Origin of the sequence: Kribbella sp. NPDC050124, from assembly GCF_044460355.1 — a bacterium.
In the GTDB taxonomy this organism is placed as follows: Bacteria; Actinomycetota; Actinomycetes; order Propionibacteriales; family Kribbellaceae; genus Kribbella.
In genome coordinates this window covers 65,674-78,578 of sequence record NZ_JBITJU010000008.1, presented here as the reverse complement: position 1 = coordinate 78,578, position 12,905 = coordinate 65,674, and the positions used below count along the sequence as shown (strand labels likewise).

The 12,905-nt window shown below is 68.4% G+C and carries 15 protein-coding genes and 1 tRNA gene; 8 read left to right on the top strand and 8 right to left on the bottom strand.

Annotated elements, in window-relative coordinates; genetic code table 11:
- The first annotated feature begins 76 nt into the window (after positions 1-76).
- Together ACIBL3_RS20170 and ACIBL3_RS20165 are read left to right on the top strand one after the other, a co-directional pair.
- Complete coding sequence (locus ACIBL3_RS20170) at positions 77-1,288, top strand: sensor histidine kinase (RefSeq protein ID WP_396354944.1); 1,212 nt, start codon at positions 77-79, stop codon at positions 1,286-1,288.
- The gene (locus ACIBL3_RS20165; RefSeq protein WP_396354943.1) at positions 1,273-1,920 is read left to right on the top strand and encodes a response regulator; all 648 of its coding nucleotides are present in this window, start codon (positions 1,273-1,275) and stop codon (positions 1,918-1,920) included. Before ACIBL3_RS20170 ends, ACIBL3_RS20165 begins: the two co-directional genes overlap by 16 nt.
- Here ACIBL3_RS20165 and ACIBL3_RS20160 read toward each other — a convergent pair.
- From ACIBL3_RS20160 to ACIBL3_RS20150, 3 genes are all read right to left on the bottom strand, one after another.
- Positions 1,907-2,719: an alpha/beta hydrolase gene (locus ACIBL3_RS20160; protein ID WP_396354942.1), complete on the bottom strand. Its 813-nt coding sequence runs from the start codon at positions 2,717-2,719 to the stop codon at positions 1,907-1,909. The two genes, ACIBL3_RS20165 and ACIBL3_RS20160, sit on opposite strands and share 14 nt — an antisense overlap.
- Positions 2,716-2,889, bottom strand: a complete 174-nt coding sequence (locus tag ACIBL3_RS20155; RefSeq protein WP_396354941.1) for a hypothetical protein — start codon at positions 2,887-2,889, stop codon at positions 2,716-2,718. The genes ACIBL3_RS20160 and ACIBL3_RS20155 overlap by 4 nt, the downstream gene beginning before the upstream one ends.
- 136 nt (positions 2,890-3,025) lie before the next feature.
- Positions 3,026-4,114 (bottom strand): C45 family autoproteolytic acyltransferase/hydolase, encoded by a 1,089-nt coding sequence (locus ACIBL3_RS20150; RefSeq protein ID WP_396354940.1) that lies wholly within the window; start codon positions 4,112-4,114, stop codon positions 3,026-3,028.
- Positions 4,115-4,195: 81 nt separating this feature from the next.
- Between ACIBL3_RS20150 and ACIBL3_RS20145 the strand changes: the two genes are divergently transcribed.
- From ACIBL3_RS20145 to ACIBL3_RS20135, 3 genes are read left to right on the top strand one after another with little or no spacing between them, the layout of a single operon-like run.
- The gene (locus ACIBL3_RS20145; RefSeq protein ID WP_396354939.1) at positions 4,196-5,086 is read left to right on the top strand and encodes a MurR/RpiR family transcriptional regulator; all 891 of its coding nucleotides are present in this window, start codon (positions 4,196-4,198) and stop codon (positions 5,084-5,086) included.
- Positions 5,086-6,072: a proline racemase family protein gene (locus ACIBL3_RS20140; RefSeq protein WP_396354938.1), complete on the top strand. Its 987-nt coding sequence runs from the start codon at positions 5,086-5,088 to the stop codon at positions 6,070-6,072. Before ACIBL3_RS20145 ends, ACIBL3_RS20140 begins: the two co-directional genes overlap by 1 nt.
- Positions 6,073-6,098: 26 nt before the next feature.
- Positions 6,099-6,422, top strand: coding sequence for a putative quinol monooxygenase (locus ACIBL3_RS20135; RefSeq protein WP_396354937.1), 324 nt, complete (start codon positions 6,099-6,101; stop codon positions 6,420-6,422).
- Here ACIBL3_RS20135 and ACIBL3_RS20130 read toward each other — a convergent pair.
- The 4 genes from ACIBL3_RS20130 to ACIBL3_RS20115 all read right to left on the bottom strand — a co-directional run bounded on the left by ACIBL3_RS20130 (position 6,415) and on the right by ACIBL3_RS20115 (position 9,891).
- Complete coding sequence (locus ACIBL3_RS20130; protein WP_396354936.1) at positions 6,415-6,837, bottom strand: SgcJ/EcaC family oxidoreductase; 423 nt, start codon at positions 6,835-6,837, stop codon at positions 6,415-6,417. The two genes, ACIBL3_RS20135 and ACIBL3_RS20130, sit on opposite strands and share 8 nt — an antisense overlap.
- A 17-nt stretch (positions 6,838-6,854) precedes the next feature.
- Positions 6,855-7,934: a flavin-containing monooxygenase gene (locus ACIBL3_RS20125; RefSeq protein ID WP_396354935.1), complete on the bottom strand. Its 1,080-nt coding sequence runs from the start codon at positions 7,932-7,934 to the stop codon at positions 6,855-6,857.
- Between the two features lie 90 nt (positions 7,935-8,024).
- Complete coding sequence (locus ACIBL3_RS20120; RefSeq protein ID WP_396354934.1) at positions 8,025-9,587, bottom strand: LuxR C-terminal-related transcriptional regulator; 1,563 nt, start codon at positions 9,585-9,587, stop codon at positions 8,025-8,027.
- A 10-nt stretch (positions 9,588-9,597) separates the two neighbouring features.
- Positions 9,598-9,891, bottom strand: coding sequence for a hypothetical protein (locus tag ACIBL3_RS20115; RefSeq protein ID WP_396354933.1), 294 nt, complete (start codon positions 9,889-9,891; stop codon positions 9,598-9,600).
- 86 nt (positions 9,892-9,977) lie between these two features.
- On the opposite strand from ACIBL3_RS20115, the gene ACIBL3_RS20110 reads away from it, so the two are divergent.
- Positions 9,978-10,697, top strand: a complete 720-nt coding sequence (locus ACIBL3_RS20110; RefSeq protein ID WP_396354932.1) for an endonuclease/exonuclease/phosphatase family protein — start codon at positions 9,978-9,980, stop codon at positions 10,695-10,697.
- Positions 10,698-11,062: 365 nt separating this feature from the next.
- Here ACIBL3_RS20110 and ACIBL3_RS20105 read toward each other — a convergent pair.
- A tRNA-Met gene (locus ACIBL3_RS20105) sits at positions 11,063-11,136 on the bottom strand.
- 115 nt (positions 11,137-11,251) lie between these two features.
- Here ACIBL3_RS20105 and ACIBL3_RS20100 point away from each other — a divergent pair.
- Positions 11,252-12,214 (top strand): GNAT family N-acetyltransferase, encoded by a 963-nt coding sequence (locus tag ACIBL3_RS20100; protein ID WP_396354931.1) that lies wholly within the window; start codon positions 11,252-11,254, stop codon positions 12,212-12,214.
- A 114-nt stretch (positions 12,215-12,328) separates the two neighbouring features.
- Positions 12,329-12,901 (top strand): hypothetical protein, encoded by a 573-nt coding sequence (locus ACIBL3_RS20095; RefSeq protein WP_396354930.1) that lies wholly within the window; start codon positions 12,329-12,331, stop codon positions 12,899-12,901.
- Positions 12,902-12,905 lie beyond the last annotated feature (4 nt).

Sequence of the window (12,905 nt, the reverse complement as noted above, 5' to 3'; positions counted from 1 at the left end):
CGGACGGGTGGTGCACAGTGAAAGCACCAGTCGTGGCGAGAAGAGGTTTCCGATGTCGTGGGCAAGGAAAGTCAGCGTGGGATTCGTCCGGGCGTGCGCCGTCACGGTCGTGACCATGCTGGTCCCGGTCGTTTGGGTGATCGCCGTGACCCTCGCCGTCTGGTGGGCGGGCAACCCGTGGTCCTGGATCCCGTTGGTCGTCGTGGCCGGCGTCGCCACGCTGGCCCTCGCCCGCCCGGTCTGCCGGATGACACGTGCCCTCGTCGCTCGATGGACGGACACCGAGCTCCCCGGCGGCTATCTGGAGGTCGGACCGATCGCGCAGCTGTCGACCGGGTTCTGGTGGAACGGGACGTCGTACTCGCGAACCAGTAAGGAGGCTCGTGAGGACCAGGAGCTGCGGCTGCGATTCAAGGACCCGGCCAACTGGCGGGACCTGCAGTTCGTGGCGATCGCACCGATCGCCGCCGGACTGGTCGCTGCCGTCCCGCCGGGTGGCGTGGTGGTCGCCGTACTCGGCTTCGTGGGCTCGATGCCGGTGCTCGGGATTGCCGGACTGGTCGTGGCGATCGCGACTGCGCCGTACGGGTGGCGTCCGTTTGCGCCGCTCGCCGTACGGTTCCTGCGTCCGTCTGCGGCGATGGCGTTGGCGCACCGGGTTGACGAGTTGACATCGCAGCGGGCGGACACGACGGTCGCGCAGGCGGCTGAGATCCGGCGGATCGAGCGGGACCTGCATGACGGAGCGCAGGCCCGCCTGGTTGCGCTCGGGCTCTCGCTGGCGACCGCGGAGAAGCTGATGGAGACGAACCCCGACCAGGCCAAGGCACTGCTGCGGGAAGCGCGAGTCGGCGCCGCCACCTCCTTGTCCGAGTTGCGCGAACTCGTCCGCGGCATCAACCCGCCAGTACTGAACGAGCGCGGTCTGGTCGACGCCGTCCGCGCACTCGCGATGGACTGCCCACTCGAGACCACGGTCAATGCCGAAGGGCCACTGACCCTGGATCCGCCGATCGAGTCCGCGCTGTACTTCGGTATCGCCGAACTCCTCACCAACGCGGTCAAGCACGCGCACGCGTCGCGGGCACAGATCTCCATCACGCGCGACGAGACCGCGATCGGGGTCCGGGTCGAGGACGACGGCCAGGGCGGCGCGAGCGTGAACGCCGCGGGCGGACTGGACGGGTTGCGTCGGCGGCTCGCCGCGTTCGACGGCACCCTGGACCTGACCAGCCCGGCCGGCGGGCCGACCCGTGCGAGGATGACGGTGCCATGCGAATCGTTGTAGCCGAAGACCTCTACCTGCTGCGCGATGGGATGGTCCGTCTCATCGAGGCGTACGGGCATGAGGTCGTGGCGACAGCGGCCACCGGTCCGGAGACGCTCGCCGCGCTGCTGAAATGGCGGCCGGACGTGTCGGTGATCGACGTCCGGATGCCGCCGACCCAGTCGGACGAAGGCCTGAAGGCTGCCCTGGCCGCGCGCCGCGAAGTGCCGGGGCTGCCGGTGCTGATCCTCTCGCAGCACGTCGAGCAGCTCTATGCCCGCGAGCTCCTCGCCGACGGCGCTGCCGGCGTCGGGTACCTGCTCAAGGAGAGCGTGTTCGAGGCCGATCAGTTCGTCGACGCGCTGCAGCGGGTCGCCGCCGGCGGGACCGCGATGGACCCGGCGGTGATCACCAAGATGATGTCGAGCTCGAAGCAGCCGATCGACAAGCTGACCGAACGCGAGAACGCAGTCCTCTCGCTGATGGCCGAGGGCCTGTCCAACCAGGCCATCGGCCGGCGGCTGTTCCTGAGCGAGAGCGCCATCAGCAAGTACACGACCTCGCTGTTCGGCAAGCTCGGCATCCACGACGACGACAGCAGCAACCGCCGCGTCCTCGCCGTGCTCACCTACCTGGGACTCACCGGTTCTTGAGCTGTTCGGTGAGGAAGCGTTCGACCGTCGGGAGGATCTTGCGCCCCGAGTGGGCGGCACCGGGTACGACGTCGAAGGTGACGTCGAGGCCGTGTGAGCGGTAGTTCTTCTCCAAGGTGCGGAGCCGCTCGATCCGGGTGCTGCCGGTGAGCTCGGCGCCGTCCATCCAGTTGGACTCGCCGCGGTTCATGATCTCCCAGGTCTCGACGTCCTCGGAGCCGACCACGAGCTGGATCGGCACCCGGCGCAGCGCGTCGACGTCGATCGGCTGGCCGAACTTCTCCTCGAAGCCCTTCGTCCCCAGCCACCAGGGCAGGGTGTCGTCGAGCTGGGTGATCCGGCCGGGTGCGCCGATCGAGGCGGCGGCGAGACGGTCCGGGTGCAGGTAGAGGAACCGGTGCGTGAACTGACCGCCGCCGGAGAACCCGTGCAGGTAGAACTTCTCCACCGCCACCGGGAACCGGTCCGCGACCTCGTCGACGATCGACAGCAGCATCCGGTCGAACCGGATCCCCTGGTACTCGATGAACTTGAAGTTGTGCAGGTCGGTCGGGTCGACCAGCCCAGCCGGGAAGATCGGAGTCAGGATGACCGCGCCCTGCTCCTCGGCGAAGTCCTTCAGCCGAGTGCGGTAGTTCGTCGCCGATCGCGCCGTGCCGTGCTGGACCACGACCAGCGGCGCGCGGTCGTCGTCGGCCAGCTGCTGCGGCACGTACAGGCAGTAGTGCAGCCGCGGGTCGGCCTGGGACGCGAAGATCGGCGTCGCCCCGCGCTGGTAGAAGGTCGAGGTGTGGGTCATGGACGTCCTTCGGTGAGTGCGAACGCGGCTCTCAGCTCGCCGACCCGCTCCGGCTGCCAGCCGGGTCCGGGCGCGGAGGAGAGCAGCATCTGGGTGTAAGGGTGCCGGGGTCGGCGCAGCAGTGCGCCGGTGTCGTCCTGCTCGTTGCCGCTGGCCACCACTGAGCTCATGCGGTCGCGAGGCCAGGAGGCGTTGGTCCAGGCCCACCTCGTCGAGCAGCCGGTTGACCTCGTCGGCGGGTGCGTCCGACCGGTGCCGGCGGAGGCACAGAGCACCGCACTCGCTGGCTTGGCGGACATGGGACTCCTAGCTGTATAGGTTGAAGGGGACGAGCTCGTAGTCGTGCTCGCAGGGGGTTCCGGGGGTCACGTAGTACTCGCCGGTGGTCAGATCGACACAGCTGGACAGCAACGTCGACCACTGGCGCAGTGGGTGCAGCCGATCGTCCGGGTGGGCGCAGAGCGAGTCGGGGTGGCCCAGGTGGTCGGACATGGCGGTGCGGATCGCCTTGCGGACGTCGGTCGACGTCTGGGCCTCGCGCAGACCCTGTTGGGCGCGCGGGACGCGGAGCAGCGAGTCCGGCGACATCGGGCGATGGTTCGCCGCCAGCTGCGGCGGCACGAACGCCTGGTAGTGATTTCCGTGCACCAGCAGCCCGTCGGTGGGGTACTCCCAGCCGTGGGCGCCGGGGGTGGTCTCCAGGTCGATGCTGTAACCGGATCGGTCGGTCAGCAGCGCGTTGCTCGCGATGTGCGCGCGAGTCTTGACCAGCACCTTGAGGGCGTCGGAGATCGAGGCCGAGTCGAGGACGAGCCGGCGGATCACGGTCTGCGGCACACCGACGGTGTCGTCGAACCGGCCGCCGAGCCCGTTGGCGTTCAGCGCGAACCCGCGGTCGTTGGCGCCGTGCCGGCCGATCTGGCCGGCCTCGACCTGCATGATCACTGTCGGCTTCGGGGGCTGGACGATCCGCAGGATGACGACGGTGTCGCGGACGGCGTGCCGCCAGTCCCAGTTCTGGCCGACGTACACGTGCCCGTCGGCTGCCGTCAGCGAGTACGACGTACAGCCGTCGGGGATCTCGTCCGCCTCGGCGGGCAGCGGGGCGTCGTACACGATCTCGCCGCGGCAGTTCAGCACCACGATCTCCCGGGCGGAGACGCCGGCGCCGTCCGCGATGCCGCGGAGCTCGTCGTACAGCTCAGGGAAGTCGCTGCTGATCAGGCGCTCCCAAGGAGCGGACTGATCGAGGATCTGGGTCCAGGTGCGCCCGGTCTGCAGCTCGAACGCCTGACCGTAGTACTCGATCGCCGCACCGATCAGGTCCGCTGCGGCGCGACCGTACTGCCGTCCGCGATCATGAGCGGAGGGACTGGACACTTCGATGATCCGCATCGGCTTCCTTTGACGAGGTGTTACAGAACTGATGTTCTTGGATGAGTTGTTACAACGGCGATGGGAACGGATGATACACAGATGGCCGATGATGTAACAGGGGTTACGAGGAATCCGGCGATCGCCGAGCTTCGGAGCCGCATCCGGGACCACTGGGACGAGTTCACCCCGGCGTCCCGGGCGGTCTGCCGATCGCTCTCGGAGATCTCGCCTGAGCGGCTGCTCTACCTGTCCGCCGCCGAGCTGGGACAGCTGAGCAAGACCAGCAACGCCACCGTCGTGCGCACCCTGCAGTCCCTCGGGTACGCCGGACTCGCCGAGCTGAAGGACATGGTGGCGTCACCGTTCCAGCACCCGAGCCGGCGGGAGGAGCGGCTGCGGAGCCGGATGGAGGCGACCGGCGGCAATCCCAAGCACGTGTGGGACCGGGTGATCACCGAGGCGCTGGAGCGGATCGAGTTCCTCAACCAGCACATGTCGCTCGATGCCTTCCAGGAGGCGGTCCGGCTGATGCTCGACGCGCGTGAGATCGCGACGTACGGATTCGGCGCCAACTATGTGGCGGCGGAACACCTGACCCTGAAGCTGCGCCGGTTCGGCCGCCGCAGCCGGTGCATCCAGACCGCCGGCTTCCGGCTCGCCGACGACCTGCTCGCGATCGGGCCGGACGACGTGGTGATCGTGATCGCCCCCGGTCGCCTGGTAATCGACGCCGAGGTCGTGATCGACCGGGCTCGGGCGGTCGGCGCCGGCATCATCCTGCTCAGCGAGCAACTCATCGCCGAGCGGCTGGCCTCCGACGTCACCGTCGCGATCCACGTCCCGAACACGGTCACCGGGATCACCGCGGAGGTGCTGACCACGATCGTCACCACCGATGCGCTCGCCCAGGCAGTCGCCGCTGCGGACACCGAGCTGACGCTGGAGTCCGCGCACACACTCGAGTCGCTTCGGCAGCAGTTGGGGTTCTGATGCTTTCGGTGAACGTGGTCGACTACCACACGGGCGGCGAGCCGTTCCGGATCGTGACGTCGGTGGAGGTCCCCGGCGCCTCGGTGCCCGCACGGCGAGAGTTTGCACAGACTTCCGCGGACGTCGACAGGGTCCGGCAACTGTTGGTGAACGAGCCGCGCGGGCATGCGGACATGTACGGCGGGTTCGTTGTGCCGGGCGATGATTCCGGGGCGCACTTCGGGGTGCTGTTCTGGCACAAGGACGGATACTCGACGGCTTGCGGACACGGCACGATCGCGCTCGGCGCATGGGCGGTCGAGACCGGTCTGGTGGCCGCTTCGCCTGACGGGATGACGGACGTGGTCATCGACGTACCGTCCGGGCGAGTGGTCGCGCGGGTCACGTGCTCCGGTGGCGTCGTGTCCAGCGTTGCCTTTCGCAACGTTCCGTCGTACGTCTTCGCTCGCGGTGTGCCGGTGTCGACCTCGCGTAGGGACACAGTGGCGGACATCAGCTTCGGCGGCGCGTTCTACGCCTCTGTCGCGGCGTCGTCGGTCGGGCTGTCGGTGACGCCTGCGTGCTACGCCGACCTGATCGCGGTCGGGCGGGAGATCAAGTGGGCGTTGGACTCACAGGCGGTGCACCCGGTCGATCCGCGGCTGAGTGGGATGTACGGCACGATCTTCTACGACGACCTGGGCTCGTGGGAGGGCGGACCGCGCCAGCGGAACGTGGCGATCTTCGCCGACGGTGAGGTGGACAGGTCACCGTGCGGCTCCGGTACGTCGGCTCGCCTCGCCCTCCTGTACGACGAGGGCCGACTGGCGGACGGCCAGGTGCTGCGGCACGAGTCGATCGTCGGCAGCACCTTCCTCGGCCGGGTCGTGGCGGAGGAAGACGGTGGAGTGATCACGGAGGTCGAGGGAGCGGCGTACCGGACCGGCACCGCCACCTTCACCCTCGACCCCCGCGACCCCCTCGGCACCGGCTTCACGCTGCGGTGAGGACGGACACGGCCTAGCATCGGCTCATGATCTTCATCACCGCGAAGTTCCGCGTTCAGCCCGAGCACGCCTCGAACTGGCCCTCGATCACCGCCGAGTTCACCCAGGCGACCCGGTCCGAGCCCGGGTGCCTGTGGTTCGACTGGTCCCGCTCGATCGACGACACCGACGAGTACGTGCTGGTCGAGGCCTTCGCCGACGACGACGCGGCCACCGCGCACGTCACCTCGGACCACTTCAAGGCGGCTCAGCAGCACCTGCCGCAGTACCTGGTCGAGACGCCGCGGATCGTCAACTTCAAGCTCCCCCAGAACGAGTGGTCCGAGCTCGGCGAGCTCGCGGTCAAGTAGTCACGACCACAGTGTTCTGCGCGGCGGCGATCTGCCAGGTCCCGTCGTCCTTGGCGAGGAAGTAGACAGGGCTGCCGTGCTCCACCGCCAGTTCGGTGGTGGAGCCCTCGCGGCGTTGGTAGGTCTGGTTGACGTTGACGACCGCGATGTCCGGCCGGACGAACAGCAGGTGGTCCGGGACGTAGGTCGCGTACGAGTCCCGCATCGCCCCGGGCAGCACCCGGCTGGTGAACTCCGCGATGGTGTCCCGCCCGTACAGCCGCTTTCCGTGCCCGGTCACCCACAGCGCGTCCTTGCGGAACAACGCGATGAACGCGTCCACGTCCTCCCTGCTCTGGGCATCCTGTACGGCGTCGACCAGCGCCCGGATCGCGTCGACGTCGGCCTGGCTCGGGATCTGTCCTTCGATCTTCATGACCCCGATCGTGGTAGCTAAACCACGCTTGAGGTCAAGACGCTCCGGCCGGCGATCTGCCGGACGACGTACGCCGCGTCCTTGCCGACTCCGCCGATGGTGTGCGAGTTGAACATGTACTGGAACTCCTGCCCCAGCACGTAGAGCCCCGGCTGCCCGGGGACCGCGCCGCGCTCGTTCGCGAGCCGCCCGGACGAGTCCAGGCCGGGCAGGTCGATCCAGCCGAAGTCCGGCCGGAACCCGGTAGCCCAGATGACGTTCGCGACGTCGAGCAGGTCGCCGTCCTCGGTCTGCGGCCGGCCGTCGGCGACCGCGCCGATGCGCGCGACGCGTTCGATGCCGACGGCAAGGAGGTCCTTCTCCTTCTGCCGGATCAGGAACTCGCCGTGTCCCTCGAGCGCCTCGGCCTGCACCTTGCGGCCCGGCTTCTTGTCCTCGGTCAGGACGTGCTCCCAGACCCACCAGATCAGCGGAAAGGCCAGCCGGCCCTGCCAGCCGCGGATCTCGATCGGGATGTAGCCGACGTTCCGGCCGGCCAGCAGCACCTTGTGCGTCTTGCCGACCTCGACCCCGATCTCGGCGCCGGAGTTCGCCGCGCCGACGATCAGCACGGTCCCCGGCTGCAACTGGCCGGGGTTGCGGTAGTCGGCCGAGTGCAGCTGGACGATGTCCGGCGACAGTTCACCGGCGAAGTCGGGGACCTTCGGCACCCGGTGGAAGCCGGTCGCCACGATCACGTTGTTCGCCTCGAACGACTCGATGCCGGCGGTGACCCGGTAGCCGTCGCCCTCACGGAACAGGCCGTCCACCCTGACGCCGAGGCGGATCGGCAGCGCGTGCCGTTCGGCGTACCCCTCCAGGTAGGCGACCAACTCGTCCTTGGACGCGAAGGTGTGGCCACCGCCGAACTTCTCGCCGGGCAGGTTGTTGCGACTGGACGGCGTGAACAGGGCTAGCGAGTCCCAGCGGTTCAGCCACGACCCGCCGACCCGGTCGGCACCGTCCAGGATGACGAACGGTTTGCCGCGCTGCGCCAGGTGGTAACCCGCCGACAGACCGGCTTGCCCGGCTCCGATCACTACTGTCTCGTACCTCATGGTCCCCTCCTTCGGTGGTGCTTCGAAGGTAGGAATCCAGGCTCGGGCGGCGCGTCCGCGAAATCACCCAACCGCTGGAATGGGTACCGGTCAGACGAGCTTGTGCTCGAAGCCGTACGCCGTGGCCGCTGAGCGCGACGAGACGCCGAGCTTGGTGAAGATGTTGCTCACGTGCCGGTCGACGGTCCGCTCGCTGAGCACGAGCTTCGCCGCGATCGCCCGGTTGGTGGCTCCGGTGGCGACGAGACGCAGTACCTCGATCTCGCGCTGTGTCAGCCGGCCGTCCTGCCGGTGCAGGTCGGTCTTCGCGCCGAGCTTCTCGAGCGTCGCGAGCGCAGTCACAGTCTCCCGGTCTGCCGACTCGGCGTCGCCGAGCGCGCGGCAAGCGTCCGAGATCAGCAACCGCGTGCGAGCCTCCTGGTACGGCGCTCGCAGCTCGACCCACTGTCTCAGCGCGGCACGCGCCGGGGTGAGCGCGGCCTCCGGGTGATCTCCGGCGAGCTGGACCATCGCTTGGGCCTGTTCGCACAGTGCGCCGACCACCGCGGTGCGGCACTTGTCCGCGAGGACGCTCAGGTTCTCGACCGCTGATGCGGCTGCCTTGGTGTCCCCCGCCGCCAGCAGGATCTCGGTCGCGGCGAACAGCACCTCGATGCGCTTCGCGTCCTCCTGCGCCTCGGACAGGCAGCGCCGGATCATCGCCGCGGCCGCCTGCACACTGCCCTGCTGGAGCCGCAGCAGGGCCAGCCCAGGCTGCGGGTCGGTGCCGAGCCGGCTCGCCTCGGTGAAGCACTCCTCGGCATCCGCGAAGTGACCCTGGAGCCGGTCGAGATTCCCCCGGACATAGGCCGCGAACCCGACGGCCCACAGGTCGACCTGGTTCACGCGGGCCAGGTCCTCGCGGGCATCGGTCCAGTCGCCACGCAGTTGCTTGAGCTCGGCCCGCCGTACCTTGCACTCACCGGTGAAGTTGCCCAGCTCGGGCTGGCTGTCGCACCAGCGCGTCATCGCGGCAGTCCACGCCTCCGCGCGGCCCAGCTCGTACACCGTCCAGCAGCCGGTGATCGCACCGCAGTAGACGATGCCGGTCACCATCGGCGACAGCTCACCGGACGCCAGCTCGACCATGGCCTCGTCCAGTCTGGCCAGGCCTTCAGTCGAGCGGCCGGCCTCCAGCAGGAGCAGCCCTTGCTGGTGCAGCGCCAGCCCGACCAGGTCTTTGCTGCCGAGTCGGCGACCGGCTGCGACCGCCTCTCCGACGATCGCGATCGCTTGCTCGAGCTCTGAGGCCTGGAAGGCCTGGCTCATCCGCAGTACTGCCGCCGGCACCGAGTCGGTGCCGTCCTCCTCGATCAGCCGGGCCGCACGCGCCAGCCAGCCGCCACCGACGACGACATCGCCCTCGACCATCCGCTGCATGCCGGTCCAGAGCGCTGCGCCGCCCGCGCCCAGCAGGTCGCCTTGGGCTAGCAGTTGCTCGTAGGCGCGCTCGCGGATGGCGTGGTAGTCGTCCATTCGGCCCACCAGCATCGCCGCGACGGCGTACCGATCCAGGTCGTCGGCGTCGAGGCCGTCCGCCGCGGCGAACAGCTCGTACGCCCGTGCCCACCGGCGTACGTCGTACGCACTCCTGGCCTCGGCAATAGCGTCCACGAGCCCAGTATCAGCCGCCGTGCTCGATCCGGTACTGCTCTTCCAGCTCTTCGAAGTGATCCGCCGGCGCCGGCGTCAGCACGACCTCCCGCCCGCCGACGACCTCCTGCACCCGCTCCACCACCTCAGTTGCCTTCGCCGGCGACGCGTAGATCCCCAGCACCAGGTCGTCGTCCCCACTCACCGAGAACCCCCACGGCACCTCACACGGCCCCGCGTGCCCCTCCACCGGACACAAAACCCGAGCCACCATCTCCTGCAGGTCGAGCTCCCCGCCCCGGATCACCACCTCATAAGTCATCACACCCCGCAAGCTACTGATTGCCCCACGGTGACCACATCGGGGTTTAGGCCGAGCCGTACCCTGATCCGACCTACGACTGGAGGCGTATGCACAGGTTGTCCGTTGCAACTTTCAACACCCGCGGGATCCCGGTCGTCGGATCACAGTTGCGTGCGCGCTACGGCGTGATCGGGCGTGAATTCGAGGCGTCGGACGTGGATGTCGTCAACGTGCAGGAAGTGTTGACGTACTACCACCTGAGGCAGTTGGTGCGATGGATGCCGTCGTACCGGTGGATCAGCTACCGGCGGTCGCTGGTCGGGCCTGCCGGCGGGTTGGTGACCTTCTCGCGCCGACCGGTCGAGGCCACGGACTACGTCCGCTTCCCGTCGATGTTCAAGGGCACCCTGGTCACGCGCTTGCCGGTCGGATACGTCGTCAACACGCATCCGACTGCCAACGTGGACGGGGACTGGTCGGAGTCCAATCGCTTCTACGGCACGCATCGCGAGCAGCTCGCCGTACTCGCGGATATTGTCGACGCACTACCCGGACCGGCGATCGTGTGCGGCGACTTCAACGTGCCGCGGGACAGCGACCTGTTCCGAACCTTCATCGCGAAAGCGTTCCTGGTGGATGCCTTCGCCGGCGCCTGTCCCCCGACGTTCCGCGCCGAGTACCTCCCGCCGGGCCGCACCTCTCAGTGCATCGACTTCGTCCTGGTCACGGGAGCGATCAACGTCGAGTCAGCCGACCTGCTCTTCACCGACCGCCCCGACCTCTCCGACCACCTCGGGCTATCCGTCAGGCTGAGCATCTCCGCCTGACGACCAGCAGGAGCGCTAGTGCACCGATCAACGACTCCACAACCTGCAACGCAGTGCCCACCGTCACCAGCAGCGCCGCCGCCCACCGGGTCCTTCCGGTGAAGACGGGCTCCTCCCGACGTCCTGTCCCCTCAACGATGACGTCATGATGCTCTCCCTGGTTCGACTGACTGCCGAACCCACCGTCACCCCGGACCCGCCCCAACCACCACCCAACCACCGCGGCATCCCACACAACCTGCCCGCCGCCGTCGCGAGGCACATCGTGGGTGCTCATCCGATCCCCTCTGCCGATGGTCCACCAGCCGGAGGGTCAGCCCCACACAAAGCGAAGGCCCGGACCTGATGGTCCGGGCCTTCTTCCGTAGCGGGGGCAGGATTTGAACCTGCGACCTCTGGGTTATGAGCCCAGCGAGCTACCGAGCTGCTCCACCCCGCGTCGTTGTGGTTTTAGTTTAGTGGATCGGGGCCGAGCAACCAAATCGGCTCCCCGGGCGGTGCTGGGTGACTCAAACCCCGTGCCAGCTGCGGGTGGTACGGCGTACCTTCCGGGTATGGCCCGACACGTCATCCGCCCGTTCGAGGAGGCGGATCTGCCCGCGGCGGCCCGGCTGCTCGCGGAGCGGCACAAAGAGCACCGGAAGCGGCACCCTCTGCTGCCGGCGGACTATGAGGACGAGCAGCTCGCAGTGGTCGAGGTCACAGCGCTCTGGGAGAGCGAGAGCGCGTCCGGCGCCGTGCTGACGGAGGCGAACGAGGTGACCGGCTACGTGCTGGGTGTGCCTAAGGCCAAGTCCTGGGGTCCCAACGTCTGGGTCGAAGCCGCCGGCCACGCTGTACGTGAGCCTGAACACATCCGCGACCTGTACGCCGTTGCCGCCGCCAAGTGGGTGGACGAGGGCCGCACGGCGCACTACGCGCTGGTGCCGGACGATGCGGACCTGGTGGACGCGTGGTTCCGGCTGGGCTTCGGCTCGCAGCACGCACACGCCATCCAGCCGGCGCCGAGCACACCGCTGGTCGCACCAGCTGATCTGACAGTACGGCGTGCCACGCGCGACGACATCGCCGTACTGGCCGAGCTCGACCTGGTGCTGCCGCTGCACCAGGGACGCTCGCCGGTGTTCAACGCCGGCGAGTTGCCCACGCTCGAGGAAGCGCTGGCCGACTGGGAGGAGTCGATCGACGACCAGGACTACGCGACCTTCGTCGCCGAGTACGACGGTCGCGTGATCGGCTCGTCGGTCGGGTGCTCACTGGAGAAGTCGAGTGCGCACAGTGGGCTGGCTCGACCGGACAACGCGGGCTTCTTGGGCTTCGCCGCCGTACTGCCGGAGGCACGGGGTCACGGCGCTGGGCGCGCGCTGGGTGAGGCGGTGTTGCAGTGGGCAGCTGACACCGGCTACACGTCCGTGGTCACCGACTGGCGGGTGACGAACCTGTTGTCGTCGCGGACGTGGCCGCGGCTCGGATTTCAGCAGACCTTCTACCGGCTCCATCGCCTGATCGGGTTCTGAACGAAGCTTTTCCACAGCTTCGAATTCGCCGACCGGGAAGGGCGGCGATCGGTGCATCTTCCAAGGCAAGAAGACGCTCTGCAGCGGGGCGTCGACGTTGCTCAGGAGGCAGCCATGTCGCGTTCTTCCCTTGGTTCCCGAGTCATCCCACCGGCCCGTCGTATCGTGATCGGGACCGCGGCGGTCCTCGCCACACTCGGCGCCTGGACGGCCACCCCGGCCGCCGCCGAGCCGCGTCCCGAGTACGTCGTGGCTCCCCCATCGACCGAGCAGAGGGCGGACATCTTGGACGGCTTCGTCATCGAGCACCTTCCGGCCGGCATCGGCACGCCGACCGACTTCGAGTACGAGTGGGAGGACATCAGCTTCCACAGCCGGGTCTGGGAGACCGGGCCTGATCCCGAGGGCGCCTACAAGGTCGATCTCACGGTGAAGACGCTGCGCGGCGAGAAACTGACGGATCTCGAGGCGCTGAAGGCCTTCCTGGCCGAGTACGAGGAGAAGGATCCGGAGACCTGGGAGCTGCGCCCGGTCAAAGTCGGCGAGTACGACGGTCTGATCGCCGACGGCGACGAGGTGTTCTACCTCGTCGCGCCGGGGGTGGCAGCCGAGGTGTCCCTCGATCGCGGGCGTTTCTCCGAGCAGGATCTCCTCGACACGGCGACGGGCTTCCATCCGGAGGGCTGAGCCC

Bases quoted from the DNA above. Each gene is read 5' to 3' on its own strand.
- ACIBL3_RS20165 (WP_396354943.1), top strand. From the start codon at position 1,273: ATGCGAATCGTTGTAGCCGAAGACCTCTACCTGCTGCGCGATGGGATG.
- ACIBL3_RS20160 (WP_396354942.1), bottom strand. From the start codon at position 2,719: ATGACCCACACCTCGACCTTCTACCAGCGCGGGGCGACGCCGATCTTC.
- ACIBL3_RS20155 (WP_396354941.1), bottom strand. From the start codon at position 2,889: ATGAGCTCAGTGGTGGCCAGCGGCAACGAGCAGGACGACACCGGCGCA.
- ACIBL3_RS20150 (WP_396354940.1), bottom strand. From the start codon at position 4,114: ATGCGGATCATCGAAGTGTCCAGTCCCTCCGCTCATGATCGCGGACGG.
- ACIBL3_RS20145 (WP_396354939.1), top strand. From the start codon at position 4,196: ATGGCCGATGATGTAACAGGGGTTACGAGGAATCCGGCGATCGCCGAG.
- ACIBL3_RS20140 (WP_396354938.1), top strand. From the start codon at position 5,086: ATGCTTTCGGTGAACGTGGTCGACTACCACACGGGCGGCGAGCCGTTC.
- ACIBL3_RS20135 (WP_396354937.1), top strand. From the start codon at position 6,099: ATGATCTTCATCACCGCGAAGTTCCGCGTTCAGCCCGAGCACGCCTCG.
- ACIBL3_RS20130 (WP_396354936.1), bottom strand. From the start codon at position 6,837: ATGAAGATCGAAGGACAGATCCCGAGCCAGGCCGACGTCGACGCGATC.
- ACIBL3_RS20125 (WP_396354935.1), bottom strand. From the start codon at position 7,934: ATGAGGTACGAGACAGTAGTGATCGGAGCCGGGCAAGCCGGTCTGTCG.
- ACIBL3_RS20110 (WP_396354932.1), top strand. From the start codon at position 9,978: ATGCACAGGTTGTCCGTTGCAACTTTCAACACCCGCGGGATCCCGGTC.
- ACIBL3_RS20100 (WP_396354931.1), top strand. From the start codon at position 11,252: ATGGCCCGACACGTCATCCGCCCGTTCGAGGAGGCGGATCTGCCCGCG.
- ACIBL3_RS20095 (WP_396354930.1), top strand. From the start codon at position 12,329: ATGTCGCGTTCTTCCCTTGGTTCCCGAGTCATCCCACCGGCCCGTCGT.